17 protein-coding genes are annotated in these 19279 nt (G+C 64.8%); 3 read left to right on the top strand and 14 right to left on the bottom strand.

The features are described from left to right. Nucleotides 1-120 precede the first annotated feature (120 nt). Both ACWPW0_RS00780 and ACWPW0_RS00775 read left to right on the top strand, forming a co-directional pair. On the top strand, nucleotides 121-825 hold the full coding sequence (locus ACWPW0_RS00780; protein WP_447588083.1) for an F-box domain-containing protein: 705 nt from the start codon (nucleotides 121-123) through the stop codon (nucleotides 823-825). Further along, a complete protein-coding gene (locus ACWPW0_RS00775; RefSeq protein WP_454254133.1) occupies nucleotides 822-1439 on the top strand; it encodes a hypothetical protein in 618 nt (205 codons plus the stop codon). Before ACWPW0_RS00780 ends, ACWPW0_RS00775 begins: the two co-directional genes overlap by 4 nt. 91 nt (nucleotides 1440-1530) lie before the next feature. Here ACWPW0_RS00775 and ACWPW0_RS00770 read toward each other — a convergent pair whose 3' ends face one another. The 9 genes from ACWPW0_RS00770 to ACWPW0_RS00730 form a co-directional block, all read right to left on the bottom strand. Next, complete coding sequence (locus tag ACWPW0_RS00770) at nucleotides 1531-2445, bottom strand: LysR family transcriptional regulator (protein WP_454254132.1); 915 nt, start codon at nucleotides 2443-2445, stop codon at nucleotides 1531-1533. A 61-nt stretch (nucleotides 2446-2506) separates the two neighbouring features. Beyond that, the gene (locus ACWPW0_RS00765; RefSeq protein ID WP_454254131.1) at nucleotides 2507-3232 is read right to left on the bottom strand and encodes an SDR family NAD(P)-dependent oxidoreductase; all 726 of its coding nucleotides are present in this window, start codon (nucleotides 3230-3232) and stop codon (nucleotides 2507-2509) included. Nucleotides 3233-3246: 14 nt separating this feature from the next. Next, on the bottom strand, nucleotides 3247-4167 hold the full coding sequence (locus ACWPW0_RS00760) for an NAD-dependent epimerase/dehydratase family protein (RefSeq protein ID WP_454254130.1): 921 nt from the start codon (nucleotides 4165-4167) through the stop codon (nucleotides 3247-3249). Nucleotides 4168-4193: 26 nt separating this feature from the next. After that, entirely contained in the window at nucleotides 4194-5024 is an 831-nt protein-coding gene (locus ACWPW0_RS00755; RefSeq protein ID WP_454254129.1) for a polysaccharide deacetylase family protein, read from the bottom strand. Then, the gene (locus ACWPW0_RS00750) at nucleotides 5021-6445 is read right to left on the bottom strand and encodes an APC family permease (protein WP_447588072.1); all 1425 of its coding nucleotides are present in this window, start codon (nucleotides 6443-6445) and stop codon (nucleotides 5021-5023) included. The genes ACWPW0_RS00755 and ACWPW0_RS00750 overlap by 4 nt, the downstream gene beginning before the upstream one ends. Nucleotides 6446-6462: 17 nt before the next feature. Further along, on the bottom strand, nucleotides 6463-7419 hold the full coding sequence (gene speB / locus ACWPW0_RS00745) for an agmatinase (RefSeq protein WP_447588070.1): 957 nt from the start codon (nucleotides 7417-7419) through the stop codon (nucleotides 6463-6465). Nucleotides 7420-7930: 511 nt separating this feature from the next. Then, complete coding sequence (locus ACWPW0_RS00740; protein ID WP_454254128.1) at nucleotides 7931-9325, bottom strand: efflux transporter outer membrane subunit; 1395 nt, start codon at nucleotides 9323-9325, stop codon at nucleotides 7931-7933. Nucleotides 9326-9330: 5 nt separating this feature from the next. Beyond that, nucleotides 9331-12468, bottom strand: coding sequence for a multidrug efflux RND transporter permease subunit (locus ACWPW0_RS00735; RefSeq protein WP_454254127.1), 3138 nt, complete (start codon nucleotides 12466-12468; stop codon nucleotides 9331-9333). 29 nt (nucleotides 12469-12497) lie between these two features. Continuing rightward, complete coding sequence (locus tag ACWPW0_RS00730; protein WP_454254126.1) at nucleotides 12498-13634, bottom strand: efflux RND transporter periplasmic adaptor subunit; 1137 nt, start codon at nucleotides 13632-13634, stop codon at nucleotides 12498-12500. Nucleotides 13635-13807: 173 nt separating this feature from the next. On the opposite strand from ACWPW0_RS00730, the gene ACWPW0_RS00725 reads away from it, so the two are divergent. After that, the gene (locus ACWPW0_RS00725) at nucleotides 13808-14356 is read left to right on the top strand and encodes a TetR/AcrR family transcriptional regulator (RefSeq protein WP_454254125.1); all 549 of its coding nucleotides are present in this window, start codon (nucleotides 13808-13810) and stop codon (nucleotides 14354-14356) included. 79 nt (nucleotides 14357-14435) lie between these two features. Here ACWPW0_RS00725 and ACWPW0_RS00720 read toward each other — a convergent pair whose 3' ends face one another. The 5 genes from ACWPW0_RS00720 to ACWPW0_RS00700 all read right to left on the bottom strand — a co-directional run bounded on the left by ACWPW0_RS00720 (nucleotide 14436) and on the right by ACWPW0_RS00700 (nucleotide 19202). Further along, on the bottom strand, nucleotides 14436-15611 hold the full coding sequence (locus ACWPW0_RS00720; RefSeq protein WP_454254124.1) for a Gfo/Idh/MocA family protein: 1176 nt from the start codon (nucleotides 15609-15611) through the stop codon (nucleotides 14436-14438). 69 nt (nucleotides 15612-15680) lie between these two features. Continuing rightward, a complete protein-coding gene (locus ACWPW0_RS00715; protein WP_447588060.1) occupies nucleotides 15681-15965 on the bottom strand; it encodes a YciI family protein in 285 nt (94 codons plus the stop codon). Nucleotides 15966-16023: 58 nt separating this feature from the next. Further along, nucleotides 16024-17352, bottom strand: a complete 1329-nt coding sequence (locus ACWPW0_RS00710) for a carbohydrate porin (protein WP_447588058.1) — start codon at nucleotides 17350-17352, stop codon at nucleotides 16024-16026. Nucleotides 17353-17515: 163 nt separating this feature from the next. Further along, nucleotides 17516-18319, bottom strand: a complete 804-nt coding sequence (locus tag ACWPW0_RS00705; RefSeq protein ID WP_447588056.1) for an SDR family NAD(P)-dependent oxidoreductase — start codon at nucleotides 18317-18319, stop codon at nucleotides 17516-17518. A gap of 82 nt (nucleotides 18320-18401) precedes the next feature. Beyond that, nucleotides 18402-19202, bottom strand: coding sequence for an SDR family NAD(P)-dependent oxidoreductase (locus ACWPW0_RS00700; protein ID WP_447588054.1), 801 nt, complete (start codon nucleotides 19200-19202; stop codon nucleotides 18402-18404). Between the last annotated feature and the right edge of the window lie 77 nt (nucleotides 19203-19279).

The raw sequence follows: 19279 nt of genomic DNA, 5'->3' as shown, positions 1-19279 counted from the left end.
TAAGCTGCGGCAGATTTCGCCTATCCGCTCGTGCCTCCGATCTAATCTGCTGTGCAGGTACTGAGCCCCCTTTCAAACCAAGCGTGAGCGCATGGCGTTTACCTGAGCGAAGGAGTCGCCATGCTCAATGCCGTATTAGCCGGGAAGAAACGCGGCACTGGTTTGCAGAATCAGCAAAGCACGCTGGAACTGGCGGAGGGCGCCGAGGATGTGCTGACTGCCAGTATTTTTGAGCGCCTGGCCTATTTGCCTGATGAGCTGCTGACTGCGGTGCTATCAGCCCTGCTCGGCCAGCCGTTCGGGCCGCTGCAGGAAATCGAGTATTGGCCATCGTGGCATCTGCCCAACGGCACCCGCGTCGAACCTGACCTGCTACTGCAGGATGTACAGTGCCAAGTGCTGGTAGAGGCCAAACGCCACGATCACATACGCCAGCAGAGTGCCGGGCAACTGGCCAACGAACTGCTCGCAGGCTGGAACGCAAACGCCTTAGGCGAGCACTGCATCCTGCTGACACTCGGCGGTCTGGATGACATGAGCCAAACCAGTCAGCAGCGCCTGCTCGATGAGCTGCTGGCGCTTTTACCTGCCGACGGTGCAAGGCGCTTCACCCTGGTATGCAGAAGCTGGCAACAGCTCTATCAAGTGCTGGAAGCACACATCACTGTGGACAGCCCACAGGGCTGCCAGCGTCTGCTTGACGATATCGCCAAGTGCTACGCCTGGCATGGTCTACGCACTCACCCAATGCGCTGGCTGACAGAGCTGCGACCATCAAATATCAACGCCCATCCCAACGCCTTCTGCGCCTGGAGCATGAGATGACCACGCCCTTGCAAGACGCACTGCTGGATGTACGCAAAGCCTATCGCCTGCTCGCCGATTACCAGCAGCGCATGTTCGAATTGCTGGGTTTCATTCGCGATCGTCTGGGCGCCAGGGATTATTACCAGCAGTACGCCCATCCTTATTCACAAGGCCTGCGCGGGCTGGAAAAGTACGACAACAGCGGCATGCGCTACCTGCCGTTCTACGACCTATCCGCCATCTGGTTGAAAACCGGAGAACAGGAAGCTCCCTGGAACAACCAGATAGCTGGCGATCTGATGTTTGGTGCCTGGGTGCGCAGCGATACCGGTTTCGATAAGCACTTGGGCACATTCAACAAGTCACCCGAGGACGCCCAAAGCAGCCTACTGCTTTCAGTGGTGATCTGTGACACGCCACTACCGGCCCCCTGCAACTGGTACGACAGAATCTGGTGTGGCATTGGTTATCCAGAAGACGGCGAAGTGAATGACACCGACCTGCCCGGCTACCGCTGCTACGCCAAGGCGATAGTCCTCGATCAGTTATCCGATCGAACCGCAATTGAAACAGCCATCGACAATTGGCGGGCAGGTGCCAGCCATAAGCTGGGCACACCCATCGCTCTCTGACAGTCATTCCTAATCTGAAACGCTTCGAAATCCCGCGCCCAAGGCCAGACACGTCGCATCTCACCGCTGATCGGCACCACCAACCAGTCGCCTACTGCGAAGCTCTGACCAGTTGCGTATTCAGCAACGCATCGAGAAACCCGGCCAGGCCGGGCTGGATGTCCTGGCCTTGGCGGGTGATGCAGTGGAAGGCGGAGCGGTAGGACAGGCGCTCGGGCATGATCGCGCGCAGGCGGCCACGCTCGACCCAGCCGGTCGCGTAGTGGGTCGGCAGGTAGCCGATGTAGGTGCCGGAGAACACCAGGGTGGCGATGGCTTCCATGGAGAAGGCGCTGAAGACATTGCTGAAGCGCAGTTCGTAGGGCCGCCGGTTCTCCGCCACGTAGCCACGGTCGACATAGTCCGCCGCGCCGATTTCCTCGATCGTCAGGCTGTCCTGTGCGCGGCTGAAGAACGGGTGCTCAGCGCTGCAGTAGAGGTTCTGCTCTTCTTCGAACAGGGGCCGGTAATGCAGCCCGGACAGGCGATGGTGAAAGGCGCCGATGGCCAGGTGCAGGCGCTCTTCGAGCACGGCTTGTTCCAGTTCGTCCGGGCGCATGACATGCAGCTGAATGCCGGTGGCCGCCGAGCTTTTGCGGAAGCTGGCGATGGCCTCTGGCAATGGAGCATTGGGTAGCGTCGCCAGGCTGTCGACGGTGCCGATCTGGATCTGCTCGCGCAGGCTGCCGTTGAGCGACACGGTGCGTTGCCGGAAGCGTTCGATATCGGCGAACAGCTCCTGCGCCGCGGCATAGGTGGCCAGGCCTTCGTCGGTAAGCTGGAAGCCGGCCTTGCCGCGTTTGCACAACGAATAGCCGACGCGGATTTCCAGGTCCCGCACCGCCACGCTCAGGCGCGGCAGGCTGGTGTTCAGGCGGACCTGGGCGGCGGTGAAACCGCCGGCGTCGACGATGCTGCAGAAGATGCGCAACAGGCGCAGGTCTACGTCATTCAGATTACCCAGCATGACCGCCCCTCATCGAGAACCGCGTGGATATACAGGCAGCGTCGGTGCGGGGCGAGTGGCATCAGCCGTTCATCACGCCACCGCCATTGACCCCGAGGATCTGCCCCGTGGTGAAGCTGGCCTTGTCGGACGCCAGGAAGGCCACAGTATGGGCGATCTCCTCGGCAGTACCCAAACGTTGCAGCGGGTAGCGCGCCGCTTCCTCGCGAATGTAGTCAGGGCCCAGGCGTTCGACCATCGGCGTCAGCGTGCCACCGGGCGCCACGGCGTTGACCCGCACGCCATGTGGCGCCAGCTCCCGCGCCAGTGCCTTGGTGAAGGCGATGACGCCACCCTTGGCCGCCGAATAGTGGCAGAGGTTGGCACAGCCGAGCTGGCCGAGGTCGGAGGCGATGTTGACGATGGCGCCGCGGCCCTGATCGCGCATCAACCGGGCTGCCGAGCGGCTGAACAGGAAGGCGCCGTAGAGGTGTACGCGCAGCATTCTGTCCCACTGTTCGAAGCTCATCTCGGTGAGCGGTGACTCGTCGAGCACGCCGGCATTGTTGACCAGGATGTCCAGCGAGGCGAGGTCGGCAAAAGCGCTCTCAGCGGTCTGCGGGTCCGAGACATCGCCCAGCGCCAGGCGCACGTGAACGCCACGCGCATCGAGTTGCGCCGTCAGTTCGCTCAACGCGGCACTCTCGCCGATGTCATTGAGGATCGCCGTGTCGCCCGCCTCGGCCAGGGCCAAGGCAATGGCCCGACCGATGCCATGGGCGGCACCGGTTACCAGAAAGGTTTTCATGAGTGTTCTCCTGCTCAGTAGGGGTGGTTTTCCAGCCAACGGGCGTAGCTGACGAGGCCTTCGCCAAGCGTATAGCGAGGCCAGTAGCCAAGCTGGTCACAGGCGGCACCAATGTCGAAACGGGCGTTCTCGTCGAGGACATCCAGCGTGCCGGGTGCGATCTCGATGCTCGCCGACGGGTAGAGCTGGCGCACGCGCTCGGCTACATCGGCATAGGCTTCCTGTTCGCTGGCGGTGACGTTGAACACCCGTTGGCGCAGTTGCGCGTCGTCGACGCTGGCGGCCAGCAGGCAGGCGGCCGCAACGTCGCTGACGTGCACGTATTGCAAGCGGTAATCGCCGCCATCATCGCGCAACGCGTCGCCGTCGATGGCGGCGCGCAGCAGGCTCTTCAGGTAGCACTGCATGAACTGGCCGGGGCCGTAGATCCAGCCCGGGCGCAGGGAAACGACGCTGACGCCATAGAGGTCGCTGTAGACCTGCCCGAGCTTTTCGGTGAACACCTTGGTGCAGCCGTAGGGCGTGGTCGGGTTCAGCGGCGCGGACTCGTCGATCACGCCCAGGTGCTGGTTGTGCCCGTAGGCGCATTCCGAGCTCAGGTTGACCACCCGTGGAATGGCGCACAGGCGCGCGCTTTCCAGCACATGGGTGGTGCCCAGCGCATTGGTCAGCACGGTCTGCAGGGGAATGCGCCGCGAATCCACCGGATGGGAAATCGCCGCCGTGTGAATGATCGCGTCGAAGCCATGGGACTGGCAGCAGCCGATCAGGCTGGCCAGGTCGATCAGATCGCCCTGGTGGTATTGGTAGCCGGGGGCCTGGATGGCGCAGGTCAGGCTGCGGTCATAACCGACCACGGTGTGTTTGGCCGCGAGCAGTTGGTGGACGACTTCCTGGCCTAAAAAGCCATTGGCGCCGGTCACGAGTACGTTCATTGAAAGCACCTCTCAATACGGATGCATCAATACGGATGCAGGGGAAGTTCAAGGGCGCCCGCGCGCCACTGCGCGTGGACATCGTCAGGGGTGCACCACCAGGCATCGCCCAGTTCGCGGATGCGTTCGATCAGGCGCTCCAGCATCAGCAGGCGCGACGGCCGACCGATCAGCTGCGGATGCATGGTCAGGATGAAATGCCCGCCATAGGCACGCATGCCTTCCAGCTCGGCATTCCAGAGCGAGAAGGCCTTGTCCGGGGTTTCGATCACGCCGCCCATTGCCGGCTCGGCGCTGTAGGCGAACTGCTCCCAGTCATCCAGAACCCAGCTCACCGGCAGCTCGAGCAATTCGCCGGGCGCGCCACCCACCAGATAGGGACGGTCGTCGCCCATCAGGCTGCTGTCGGTCTTGAAGCCCAGGTCGATCAGGGCGCTCAGCACGTCCGGGGTGATTTCCCAGAGTGGCGCGCGGTAATGCACCACCTCCTGGCCAATGGTGCGCTCTAGCAGCGCCTTGCTGTCGCGCAGGATCTGCCAGTTCTGCTCGGCACTCTGCTCATCCACGCGCTCATGGAAATAGCCATGACAACCAATGCCATGGCCGGCGTCGGCGATGCTGCGCACCACCTCGGGGTCGATCTCGGCAATGCGCGCCGGGATATAGAACTGCGCCCGCACCTCATGACGCGCCAGCAATTCCAGCAGCCGTGGCACGCCGACCCGGCGGCCATAGGCGCCCATGGACAGCAGGCTCAACCGACGGCCACCGAGGCTAGATGACTCCCAGGCGGTTTCCCCATCGAGGTCGAAGCTCAGGGTGACGGCAAAGCGTTTGCGCTCGGGCCACATGATCATGAAAGGGCACTCCGTGACAGGCTGGCGCGCTGGCGCAGGCGGTTGTAGACCAGCAGTACAACACCGCTGGCCAGGATGACCGCGCCGCAGTACCAGACGTGATAGAGATAAGCCGGATCGGCAGGCTGGGTGCCGGCCGTGTAGGCGATATAGACGATGGTCGCCAGGGCCAGGGTCGGCAGCACCGACAGGAGCAGCGCCTTGGGCAATGCATGTTCACGCAGCACGGCGCGGATGAACGACAGCAGCATGGCGACGTAGGACAGCATCATGGTGATCGACACCACGTCGTAGTACCACTGCAGCTCGGTGACCGGTTTGGCCCAGATCATCGCCAGGCCGCACAGCGTCCCGATCACCGTCAGCCAGGCCGGAACCTGTCGACGATTGAGTCGTTCCAGGCCCGACGGCAGGTCGCCTTCACGGCTCATCCGGTAGGCCGCCCGCACGCCGGCATTCAGCGAAATGTTCAGGCAGTTGCACGCCGAGGTCACGATCACCAACGTCGGCAACCACAACAGCCAGGACGGCAGGTAAACGCTGGCGATGCTGCCCAACGCCTGAGCGCTGTCGGCGAACAGACCGGCGAGGGTTTCCGCCGGCACCGCCATCTTCCAGCCGATGGCGGCGATCGAGTAGATCACCAGCATGGCCGTCAGCGTCAGCAGGAACGAACGCTGGATGGTACGCACCGGCGTGCGCGCCTCCTCGATGAAATTGATCGAGGAATCGAACTGCGCCAGCATCCACATGCCGAACAGCATGCCGGGGCCGATGGCGGTCCAGAAACTGTCCATCGACTCCGGCAGGTACGAGCCGAGCACGCCGACGTTCTCCACCTGCGGATCGATGATGCCGGCCATGCCCAGCCCGAGCAGCACGGCCAACTCCAGCGCCAGCAGACACAGGGCAACCTTGGCCGTGGCCTCGACCCCACGCAGGTTGAGCACCATGAACACCAGCATGAAGCCGCTGGCGATCAGTTGCCCGGTCAGCGCGCTCTCACCCAGGCCGAACAGGCTTTGCAGGTACAGCGCACCGACCAGGGCGCACATGGGTGTCACGCTGAAACACATGATCACGTAGGCCCAGCCGAGGATGGTCGCCGCCCGTGGGTGCAGGTAACGCTTGCTGAACACGAACACGCCGCCAGCCGCCGGGGCGCGGCGCACCAGGTAGATCAGGCTGAAGGCGATGACCATCATCGGAAAGAAGTAGGCGACCAGAATCGACAGCGGCGCCAGCTCTCCCGAGAGCGTGTACAGCAGCGGCATGGACGACACGCCAACCCAGGCCGGGCCGTTGAAGGCCAGGGTGTTGGCGCAGACATTGAGGGTGCCGAGGCGCCCTTTGCGCAGGGTGGTGTCGATTTCCTGGATCGTGCCGCGGCGGTCGTAACCGATGAAATCACTGAAGCTCATGGCAATCCCTCCCGGGTTCAGTCACGCGTGGCCAGCGCATCGGCGAGGATGCACAGCAGCTCGAACATCATGGTCGCGCCCACCAGCGACGTGGCGCCGCCGAAGTCGAATGGCGGCGAGACTTCCACCACGTCCGCACCAACCAGGTTCAGACCGCGCAGGCCGCGAATCATCTGCTGCGCTTCCAGGGTGGTCATGCCACCGATCTCCGGCGTGCCGGTGCCGGGGGCGAAGGCCGGGTCCAGCACGTCGACGTCGAAGCTCACATAGGTCGGTTCGTTGCCAACCACGCGGCGCACTTCGGCGAGCGTGGCCTCGACGCCGATGTCGGCGAACTCCTCCATGTGGATCACGCGGATGCCGCTTTCCACGGCGAAGGCTTCATCGTCCGCCGAGTAGATCGAGCCGCGAATACCGATCTGCACGGTGCGCTTCGGGTCGAGCAGGCCCTCTTCCACCGCGCGGCGAAACGGCGTGCCATGGGTGTAGGGGTTGTTGCCGAAGTAGCGGTCGTTGGTGTCGGAGTGGGCATCGAAATGCACCATGCCGATGGGGCGATGCCTGGCCAGCGCACGGAAGATCGGCAGCGTGACCAGGTGATCACCGCCGACGGACAGCGGGATGACGTGCGCCTCGTGGAGGGTACGGAAGAAGCCTTCGATCAGTGCCAGCGAGTCCATCAGGTCGATCGGGTTGACGGGGGCATCGCCCAGGTCGCCGACCCGCACCAGGTCATACGGCGCGATGCGGCTGACGTGGTGCACCTTGCGCATCAGGCTGGACATGTTGCGCACCTCGCGCGGGCCGTGACGGGCGCCGGCTCGGTTGGTGGTGCCGCCGTCCCACGGCACGCCCACCAGGCCGATGCGCACCTGCGCCGGGTCCTCGAAATAGGGCAGGCGCATGAAGGTGGGGATACCGGCGAAACGCGGCACCACGGCGGCGTCGATGGGCTGTGGGTTCTTCTCAGGCATGACGATTCTCCACGCCAGACCGAACAGGCAGGCGCTGTAATGGGATGGGGGATGAAACGGCAGGAATAAATGCAGTGCTGGGTCGAACGGCGCAAGGCACGGTTCGAATGCGGCGGCACGGGGAGGCCCCGCTGCTTGGGCGGTTATCACGCATGGCTAGGACTCTATTTGTTGTTGTTTTGCTATTGCCTGCGGCCAGCTTAGGAGCCATCGCCGCCAGAGATAAATCGCCAGTGGTAAAAGCTGACTTTCGCTAAATCGCAAGCGAGGGCCCAGAGCGAAATCGATGGCACGCCAATGAGCCTGGAAAAGACCATGACCTCATGACGTGGGATACGCAGCCTCTGGTGGGCGATGACGCCAGGGACTGCGTACCAGCTGAAGATCGCGACCGGCGTCTAACCCACCCTACGGCTGGCCCTGCACCGGGCGCGCGCAACAGGAGATGGAAACATCAGGCATGAAAAAGGCGCCTCGCGGGCGCCTTGTTCATGACACGTGAAGCAGTGACTCAGGGCGCCCAGCCGCCGCCCAGGGTGCGGAACAGGTCGACCAGGGCGAGCTGACGCTGGGTGCTGACGGCGATGTAGCCGGCTTCGTCGGTGAAGTTGCTGCGCTGCGCGTCGAGGTAGCGCAGATGGCTGTCCACGCCGCCTTCGTAGCGGGCGCGCGCCAGCTTCAGTGCTTCCTGGCTGCTGTCGGCCAGAGCACGCCGGGCCCGCTCCTCGCGGCGCAGGGTATCGCTGGCGGCCAGGGCATCGGCAACTTCGCGGAAGGCGGTCTGGATGGTGCCTTCGTACTCGGCCACCGCCGACTCCTTGCGCACTTCGGCCAGGTCCAGCCCGGCACGGTTGCGGCCACCGGCGAAGATCGGCAGCGACAGCGACGGCATGAACGACCACGAGCGCGAGCCGCCATCGAACAGGCCGGACATCTCCGCGCTGGAGCTGCCGTAGGCGCCGGTCAGCGAGATGCGCGGGAAGAATGCTGCACGCGCCGCACCGATATCGGCGTGACGTGCCTTCAGCCGGTGCTCGCTGGCGAGGATATCCGGGCGTCGCTCAAGCAGTTGCGACGGCGTGCCCGGTGCGATGTCCTGCACCAGCAACAGCTGCTCGCGCGGTTTCTCCGGCAGCAGTGTGCCGGCGTCCGGCGTGCCGACCAGCAGGGTCAGGGCGTTGCGCGCCTGGGCCTTCTGCCGCAGGTCGCTCTCCAGCTCGGCCCGTGCCTGTTCGACCAGGCCCAGCGCTTCCTGGTAATCCAGGGCGCTGGCGGTGCCCGCCGTACGTTGCTGCGCCAGCAGGTCCAGCGACGACTCGCGGCTGTCCAGGGTCTGCCGGGTCAGCGCCAGGCGGCGCTGGGCACTGTCGTAGCTGATGTAGGCCTGGGTCACCTCGGCGATCAACGCCAGGCGTGCACCCCGGCCCGCCTCTTCGCTGGCCAGGTACTGCTCCAGCGCCGCGTCGGACAGGTTACGCACACGGCCGAACAGGTCCAGCTCGTACTCCGGCAGGCTCAGGCCTACCTGGTAGCTGGACGACACACCGCCAAGGCCATCGGGCGACAGGTCGGCCGGCAGGCGCTGGCGATTGCCGTTGGCCGAGGCGTTCAGCCCCGGCACCCGGTCGGCGCGCTGGATGCGGTATTGCGCGCGGGCCTGCTCGATATCCAGCAGGGCCTGGCGCAGCGAGCGGTTGTTGCCCAGCGCGGCATTCACCAGCTCGCGCAGATCGGCATCGACGATAAAGCCCTGCCAGTCGAGTGCAGCCGCCTCGCTCGCGGTGGTGTCCTGCCAGGCATCGGCCACGGGCGCCAACGGGCGCTCGTAGGTCGGTGCCAGGGAACAGCCGGCCAGCAATGCGGTCAGGCCCAGGGCAGCGGGCAGGCTCAGGTAATTACGTGGCATGAGCATCACTCCTCGGCAGCGCGGTTCGGGGCCGCTTCGGTGGTGGCCTGGCGACGACGCAGCAGCGACAGCACCCAGACAAAGCAGATCGGCACGAAGATCACCCCGAGCAGGGTCGCGCTGAACATGCCACCGATTACCCCGGTACCGATGGCACGCTGGCTGGCCGCACCGGCGCCGGTGGCCAGGGTCAGCGGCACCACGCCGAGGATGAACGCCATGGAGGTCATGATGATCGGGCGGAAGCGCAGGCGCGCCGCTTCGATCGCCGCATCGCGCAGCGTGTAGCCCTGGGCCCAGAGGTCCTTGGCGAACTCGACGATGAGGATGGCGTTCTTCGCCGCCAGGCCGATGATGGTGATCAGGCCGACCTTGAAGTACACGTCGTTAGGCATGCCCACGGCGGTTACCGCCAGCACCGCACCAAGCGCACCGATGGGCACGATCAGCATCACCGACAGCGGAATCGCCCAGCTCTCGTAGAGCGCCACCAGCAGCAGGAACACCACCACGATGGCCAAGGCGAACAGCGCCGTCGCCTGGCCGCTGGCGACCCGTTCCTGATAGGACAGGCCGGTCCACTCGTAACCGATGCCCACCGGCAGTTCAGCGGCAATGCGTTCCAGCTCGGCCATCGCCTCACCGGTACTGACACCCGGCACCGAGTCACCGGAGATCTTGATCGCCGGGTAACCGTTGTAGCGGGCAACCTGTACCGGACCGTCCTCCCAGTGGGTGGTGACGAAGGCGCTCAGCGGCACCAGCTCGCCGCTGGTGTTGGGCACGTACAGACGCAGCACGCTTTCCGGGGTCATCCGGTCCGCCTGCTCGGCCTGCACCACCACGCGTTGCTGGCGGCCGGCGTTGGTGAAGTCGTTGATCACCGTGGAGCCGAAGGCCGCCGACAGCGCATTGCTGATCGACTCGAAGTTCACCCCCAGGGTGCGCGCCTTCTCGCGGTCGATGTCCAGGCGCAACTGCGGCGCCTCGGCCAGGCCTTCCATCATCGCGTAGAGGATTTTCGGGTTGCCGTTGGCTTCGCCCAGCACCTTGTCGCGCGCCGCCAGCAAGGCCTCGCGGCCGAGACCGGCACGGTCCTGCAGGCGCAGCGAGAAGCCGCCGGAGTTGCCCAGGCCCTCGATCGGTGGCGGTGTCACCGCCATGATGGTGCCGTCGTCCGGGTTGGCGAAATGCGTGTTGACCGCCGCCGCCTCGGCATCGGCGCCCTGGTCCTTGCCGCGCACGGACCAGTCCTTGAGCAGCGGGAAGGAGATCGCCGCGTTCTCGCCCATACCGGAGAAGCTGAAGCCCAGCACCAGGAACGACGACTCGATCGCGTCGCGCGACATCATGTACGCCTCCAGCTCGCGGCCGGTGGTGTCGGTACGCATGCGCGTGGCACCTGGCGGTAGCTGCACGTCGACGATCAGGTAACCCTGGTCCTCGACCGGCACAAAGGATTCCGGCAGGCGCAGGTAGAAGAAACCAAGCAGCACCACCAGCGCGACATAGATCAGCATGAAGCGCCCGGAGCGTTTCACCAGGCTCGAGTTGAGCGCGGTGTAACGCTCGGTCAGGCCGGTGAAGCGGCGGTTGAATGCGCCGAAGAAACCGCGCTTCTCGTGATGGCCCTGGGGAATCGGCTTGAGCAACGTGGCGCACAGCGCCGGCGTGAACGTCAGGGCGAGGAAACCGGAGAACAGGATCGACACCGCCAGCGACAGCGAGAACTGCTGGTAGATCACGCCCACCGAGCCGGCCATGAACGCCAGCGGCAGGAACACCGCCGACAGCACCAGGGTGATGCCGACGATGGCGCCGGACACCTGACCCATCGCCTTGATCGTCGCCGGCACCGGTGCCAGGCCTTCCTCGGCCATGATCCGCTCGACGTTCTCCACCACCACGATGGCGTCGTCCACCAGGATGCCGATGGCCAGGACCATGCCGAACATGGTCATCATGTTCACCGAGAAGCCGAGCATGTACATGATGGTCAGCGTGCCAAGCAGGCACACGGGCACCACGATGGTCGGGATCAGGGTGTAGCGGATGTTCTGCAGGAACAGGAACATCACCAGGAACACCAGCACCATGGCCTCGATCAGGGTGTAGATCACCTTTTCGATGGCCACCTCGACGAAGCGCGAGGTGTCGTAAGGCACGTCGAACTCGACGTTATCCGGGAAGTTCACCGACAGATCGGCCAGGCGCTGCTTGACCGCGGCAGCCGTCTGGATCGCGTTGGCACCGGGCGACAGCTGGATCGCGCCGGCCACCGATGGCTTGCCGTTGAAGCGGGCGGCGAAGTTGTAGTCCTGGCTGCCCATCTCGATACGCGCGACGTCACCGAGCGTGACGTTGGAACCGTCCGGGTTGGCGCGCAGCACCACACGGGCGAACTGCTCGGGATTCTTCAGGGTGCCCTGCACCGCCAGGGTGGCGGTCAGTTCCTGCTCGCTGCTACCCGGCGAACTACCGAAGGCACCGGCAGGCACCTGCACGTTCTGCCCACGAATGGCGGTGCTGACGTCGTCGATGGACAGCCCGTAGCCGACCAGCTTCTGCGGATCGATCCACACACGCATGGCCGCTTCGGCGGCGAAGAACTGCAGCTTGCCGACGCCGGGTACGCGGCGCAGCTCGTTGTTGATGTTACGCGCGGCGTAGTCGGCCAGTTCGGTGGTGTCCTGGTCGGGGTCGCTGTTCTTGTAGCTGAGCGAGTACACCAGCAGGAAGCCGGCACTGGTCTGCTCGACCGCGATGCCCTGGTTGAGTACCGCCTGCGGAATGCGTGCTTCGGCCTTCTTCAGGCGGTTCTGTACATCCACCTGGGCCAGGTCCGGGCTGGTGCCCGACTGGAAGGTGACGATGACCTCGGCGATGCCGTTGGAGTTGCTGGTGGACTCGAAATACAGCAAGCCCTTGGCGCCATTGAGCTCCTCCTCGATGACGCTGGTCACCGAGTCCTCCAGCACCTGCGCCGAGGCGCCCGGGTAGGTGGCGGAAATGCTGATCTGCGGCGGCGCGACGTTGGGGTACTGCGCTACCGGCAGGAAGGGAATGGCCAGCAGGCCGGCCAGGCAGATGAACAGGGCGACCACCCAGGCAAAGTTAGGTCGCCGAATGAAAAACAGGGACATGGGTATTCCTCGTCGCCGTCAGGTGAACATCACTGACGGGCGGCTTGTTGATCCTGGGATGGCTTGGGAGAAATCGGGTCGCCCGGGGACAATGCGCTCAGGCCGCTGACGATGACCTTGTCGCCGACCCGCAGACCGCTACGGATCTGCCAGCGCGCGCCTTGCATGACACCCGTCTCGACATCGCGCGACTCGGCCTTGCTGTCCGCGCTGACCACCAGCAGGTGAGCGCTGCCATCGGCATTGCGCTTGATCACGCGCTGCGGCACGAAGATCGCCTCGGCATCGGTGCCCTGCGGCGCGAGCACACGCACATACAGCCCCGGTAGCAGCAGGCCGTCGGCATTGTCGAAGCGGCCGCGCAGGGAGATCTGGCCGGTGCCCGGGTCCACCGCGATATCGGTGAACAGCAGGCTGCCCTCACGAACGTAGTCGGTGCCTTCGATGCGGATGCTCAGGCTCTTGTCGGCCTGGGTCAGGCTGCCGTTCTGCAGCGCCTCACGCAGGCGCAGGGCCTCGGCCACCGGCTGGTTGAAGTCGACATAGACCGGATCGAGCTGCTGGATGCGCGCCATCAGCGTGACCTCGCCCTGCCCGACCAGCGCGCCTTCGGTGATCAGCGCCCGACCGATACGGCCGGAGATCGGCGCCTTGACCGAGGCGTAACCCAGGTTCAGGCGCGCAGTTTCCAGGTCCGCCTGGGCCGAGCGGCGATTGGCCTGGGCGCTGCGCAGGACGGCGCTGGCGCTGTCGTAATCCTGCCGGCTGACCGCTTCGATCTTCACCAGCGGCTCATAGCGCTTGACCCGGGCCTGAGCGTCGAACAGCTCGGCTTCAGCGCGGGCCAGTTCACCTTCGGCACGGGAAACGGCGGCCTTCAACGGCGCCGGATCGATCTGGAACAGCAGGTCGCCGGCCTTGACGTCGGCGCCCTCCTCGAAACGCTTCTCCAGCACGATGCCGGCCACCCGCGCGCGCACTTCGGCAACGCGCATCGGCTCGATGCGACCGGGCAACTCGGCCACCTGCGAGAAGGCCTCGGTGCTTACCTCGAGTATTTCCACCTCGCGTGCGGTCTGCTCCTGCTGGTCTTCAGAAGGCGAACCGCAACCGACCAGACCTAGCGTGATCAGGCCGATGACACCCCATTCGCGCAACCTCACCATGTTTCCCTCGGCATCAAATACTAGAAAGGCGCGAATGATCGATTTTTAATCCTTGTGAGTCAATATTGACTCAAGGGAGGCAATTGTGTGCAAAAATGTATGTCCCTATTGAGCTCGTGGGTTATTTCGGCAAAATGCCGCCTACCCGGATAGTCGGAGGCAAGAGAGTCTCGATGTCGAACGATGAAAAATTGTTGAAGGCCCTGGCCGTGGCCATCATCGAGCGCCCCAGGGCAACGCTGAAGGAGTTGGCCGAAGCGGCCGGTGTCAACAAGGCCACCCTGCACCGCTTCTGCGGCACACGGGACAACCTGGTGGACATGCTCATGACCCACAGCCGTGCGGTCATGTACCAGATCATCACCTCGCCCTACATGACGGGTGACGAAACCAGCCAGGCATTGCGCCAGCTGATCGTCGATCACATGACCCACCGCGAGCTGATGATCTTCCTGATGTTCCAGTGCCATTCCTTCGTCGAGCTGGACAAGGAACAGGCCCTCTGGCAGCCCCACTGCGATGCCCTCGACGCCTTCTTCCTGCGCGGCCAGCAGGCCGGCCTGCTGCGCATCGACATCAGCGCCGCCGCAATGACCGAGATGTTCCTCTCCCTGATCTACGGCATCGTCGACGCCGAACGCCGTGGCCGCCTGGCCAGCGCGCAGTCGGTGGCCATGCTCGAACAGTTCTTCCTGCACGGCGCAGTCGCGCCGGCACGCTGAGGCTCAGCCGCGAATCCCGCCGCCAAGGGTGGATCACCCGGCGGCGCTACGCGCTAGCGACGCACAGACGCGCCCCACGCTACAGCTCGACCCACGCCCCATTCGCCGCGTTGGAGCGGATCGCCGCGTCGGTGAAGCGCACCCCATCGAGTCCTGCCTTCACGGTAGGGAAATTGACCAGGCCAGGCGGCAGGTCGACACCTTGTTGCTGTGCCTGGATGGCCACGGCGATTTCGCTGTAGAGGTTGGCCCAGGCATCGGTCAGGCCTTCGGGGAAGCCCGCGCGCATGCGTTGCAGGCGCTGCACCGAGGGACCACAGCCGAGGTCCGCGCGGGTCATCAGCACCTTGGGCTTGCCCGGCTCGGCGAAGCACAGGTGCTCGGGGTCTTCCTGACGCCATTCCAGCGAGGCCTTGTCGCCGAACAGACGGATGCGCAGGTCACAGTGGGTACCGGCTGCCGCTTGCGAGGTCATCAGTGTGCCGGGAACGCCACCGGCGAAACGCAGCTGGATGAAGGCGGTATCTTCCAGCGGCTTGGGATTGCCGACGGTATGGAAATCCGCACGCAGGCTATGCAGGTCCAGCCCCGTGGCGAAGCACGCCAGGTGATGAGCGTGGGTGCCGATGTCGGCAGTGGTGAAGGAGTGCCCGCTGAGGGCGGTGTCGAGACGCCAGGGCGTGCCGCCATCCGCTGCGGTCGGCAGGTCGATGGCCCAGTCCTGGAAGTATTCGACATGCACCTGGCACAGGCGGCCCAGCGCACCGGCATCCACCATTTCACGCATCTGCCGCACCATCGCGTGGGAGGCGTAGCAGTAGCTGACGGCGAACACCACTCCGGTCTCGCGCTGCAGGGCGACCAGCTCCTCGGCCTCCGCCAGGGTGTTGCACAGCGGCTTGTCGCAGATCACGTGGATACCGTGCTGCATGAAGACCTTGGCGATGGCGAAATGGGTGTGGTTGGGCGTGGCGATCACCACGGCGTCGATGCCATCGGGCCGCTGCGCCTCGGCGGCGGCCATGTGCCGGTAATCGCTGTAGATGCGCTCTTCGGCGAGCAGCCAGGCACGCCCGGATGCCAGGGCCTTGTCCGACGTGGACGACAGCGCGCCGGCGGTCACCTCCCAGCGGTTGCTCAAGCGCGCGCCCATGGCGTGCACTTCGCCGATGAAAGAGCCCTGGCCACCACCCACGAAACCCAGGCGCAAGCGCCGCGTGCAGGCCGGGAAACGCGCCTGTTCAGGAGTGCTCATGAATCGCTCCCATTGCCGTGATGCAGAGTCGAGTCGAACGCGTCGTGCAGGACGGGCGCGAAGCAACCCTTAGCGGTTGTCGACGCGCATGTTGAACGGGTTGATATCCACCCGCGCCCAGACATTGGCCTTGGCGAAGGGGTCGTTGCTGTTGAAGGCACGGACCTGTTCGATGTCGTCGGCGCGCACCACGAACAGGCTGCCGATCATGGTTTCGCCGTCGGCACCGAGCAGCGGACCGGAGATCACGGTCTGTACGCTGGCGGCCGCCAGGTAAGCCTTGTGCGCATCGTAGTTGGCCAGGCGCAGGTCGACGCCGTTGGCGTGGTCGAGGCAGTGAATGGCATAGAGCATGAGATTTATCCTTTGCATGAGAAGGGCGGGCGCTGGGTGCGCCCGCCACGGAGGTGGATCAGAAGTCGGTGCTGAATTTCACACCGGCGATCCAGGCATCATCGACCGCGCTGACACCACCCGGACGACCGACGAACTGCACGTTCGGACGCACCACCAGCCAGCGAGTGGCTTGCAGGCCGTAGTACAGCTCGACGTTGGTTTCCGAACCCTGCACCGGCAGGTAGTTGGCGTCGTTGTAGTCGACCGCGCCGCTGACACGGTTGGTCAGGCGCTGGTTGTCGCTGAAGCGGTCGTTGACGTGGATGTTGGCCACGGCGAAACCGATTTCATCCTTCGGACGGCTGTCGAACGGCGCGGTGTAGGTCAGGCCTGCACTCATGAAGCGGTCGATCTTGCTGGTGTCCTTGTCGTGCAGGGTAACAGTGGCGAACAGGTTCAGGCCACGCGCGGCATTGCCGGCATCCGCCCAGACCTGCTGCTTGGCCACGGCCCAGTAGCCATGCTTGCTGCCATGGGACTTGGGATCGCCACCGTCCACCGCCAGCGGTGCGCCGTCGGTGTTGCGGTACACGTCGTCGGCACTGGCCGAGCTGCGGTAGGCACCGATGCGGTACTCACCCGGCAGGCCGCCCAGCTGGAGCTGATGCACCAGCTCGACCGGAATCATCGCGCCCTTGTTGCCGCTGCCGCTGAGCTTGAAGCCGTTGTCCGGGTCCAGGTAGGACGGGTTCATTTCGAACGCACCGACCTGCACGTAGGTGTCTGGCGTCAGGGACAGCTTGACGCGACCGGCCCACTGGCTGACTGGCCAGTTGTAAATGATGTCGCCGGCCCAGTTGCCGATCTGCGCGCCGCAGAACGCCAGGTTCTGGAACTTGCAGTCGAAGGAGGCGAAGTCTTCACCCGGACCGAAACGGCCGACCTTGAAGTCCAGTGCCTTGTCGAAGAACGACTGGCGGTACCACATCTGGGTCAGGCGCCAGGTTTTGCCACGGCCGTAGACTTCCTGCACGGAGCCCAGGCCACCGGTGCGCGGGTCGCTCAGCTCGCCGGTGATGTTGCGGCCGCTGCGCTCGGTAACGCCGAGTTGGAAGTCAGCGTTGTCCCAGCCGAGGATCTTCTGCAGGTCCAGGTGGGTGCCGAGGTAGAACTGGTCAGCGTAACGACCGGTGCGGTGCGAGCTGTAGCCGCCGGAGACGTTGGCGGCAGCTTCACCGGTGTAGTTGATCTGGAATTCGTAGCCCTTGTCGCGCAGCTCGGTGCGCAGGCCACCCCAGTCCCCGAGCATCCACTCGGAGTCGTCAGCGAGGACGGTCGGCGCGGTGGCGGCGGCCATCATCAGGGTCAAAAGCGAGTAAGCAAAGCGTACGTTGTTCGGTTTCATGCTCATGTACCTTGTTGTTGTTATGCAGGGCACCCGCACTGGCAGGGCCGTCTTGAAACGCCTGTGCCGGTTTTCTCCAGGCAGCAGGGGGCCGTCACGGCGATCGCAAGCGACCGCCGCTGAACTCGGGAACTCAGGGTGCCGGGCGAACCTGGCTAGCCGATCAGATGATCGAGCGCACGCTACCGCCGTCGACGCCCCAGACGCTGGAGGTGACGAACGACGCCAGGTCCGACGCCAGGAACAGGATCACGTTGGCCACTTCTTCCGGCGTGCCCAGGCGCGCCATCGGCAGCTGACGCAGCGACATCTCGTGCTCCACGGCTTCCATCGGCGGCAGGTTGTGCACCTCGCCCAGGGTCTCGGCGAAGCCACCCGGCTTGGTCCAGAACGGTGTCCAGATCGGCCCCGGGGCCACGGCGTTGATGCGGATGTTCGGTCCTTCGGCACGCGCCAGACCCTTGGTCAGGGCCAGCACCGCCGCCTTGGAGGCGGAGTAGTCGATCGGGCAGGATTCCGGCTGGCGCGCCAGGTCGGACGCGTTGTTGACGATCACCCCGGACTGCTGCGCACGCATCAGCGGCAGCACCTTGCGGCAGGTACGCACGTAGCTCATGAAGTTGAGCTGCATGGTGGCGTCCCAGGCTTCGTCGCTGAGGTCGTCGAACAGGCGCACGGCGCCGGAGCCGACGTTGTTGATCAGTACGTCGATGCGCTGACCGTAGTGTTCCAGGGCGGTGTTGAATGCCTGCTCGATGCCAGGACCGCTGGACAGGTCGGCACGGGTGACGAACGCTTTCGCGCCCAGTGCTTCGGCTTCGGCCTTGACCGTTTCCAGGCCCGCCACGTCGATGTCGAGCAGCGCCAGGCGGCTGCCTTCGGCGGCGAACGCCAGCGCGGTGGCGCGCCCGATGCCTTGGGCGGCACCGGTGACGAAGACGATCTTGTCTTGCAGGTTGGTTTTCATCGGATGTGCCTCTTTGTTGTTCTTCTCGGCTCACACTCCCGCCCACTGGGCGGGAGCGTTACGCCGTTGGATGGATCACGACTCAGACCGAAGCGCCTTCGCTGCCGGTACGGAAGTCGAAGCTGGTGGTCAGGCCGCCGTCGGCGATCAGGTCGGCACCGTTGATGCCGGTCGCGCCGCTGGACAGCAGGAACATCGCCGCGTTCGCCACTTCTTCGGCTTCGTGGATGCGCCCGGCCGGCTGACGTGCAGCACGGGTGGCCAGGAAGCGATCCGGATCGGCCGCCGAGGACAGGTGACGCTTGAACAGACCGGCCAGCATCGGGCCGGGGCTCAGGACGTTGACGCGGATGCCTTCACGGGCGTGGTCCATCGCGACGGTACGCGCCAGCTGACGCACAGCGCCTTTGGAGGCGGCGTACACGGCCAGTTGCTGCTCGGCGAAGGTGGCGTCGATGCTGGCCACGGCAACGATCGGGCCGCCACCGCTTTCGATCATCAGCGGCAGCAGGGCTTTCATCGCCAGGGCAGTGCCGACCAGATTGACGCGGAAGGTGCGCTCGATGGACTCCTTGGAGAACTCCAGGATGGTGCCCACGTCGAGAATCGCAGCGGAGGTGACCAGGCCGTAGCTGCTGTGACCACCGGCGCGCAGGCGCTCGACGACCTGCTCCCAGGTGCCTTCTTCGGAGACGTCGCCCGCGATGTGGCTGTAGCCCTGCAGGTTGACCAGGTCGTCGGTGGCCTTGGCCACGTCAACGCCGATGGTGGTCACGCCACTCTCCACCAGCAGGCGGCAGAGGTCGTTGCCCAGACCGGAGGAAGCACCCGAAACGACAACGGCGTCGGGCAGTTTGAAAGACAGTGCGGCTTGCTTGGACATACTGCGGTTCCTCTTCGATTTATCGATGAAGGGTGCTCGCGGGCCGGTGGCCCCGAGCACCTCTGTAAGGTGGCCGT

The sequence above is a fragment of the Pseudomonas sp. Marseille-Q8238 genome (assembly GCF_965111915.1).
This window is presented reverse-complemented; position numbering and strand designations above follow the sequence as displayed.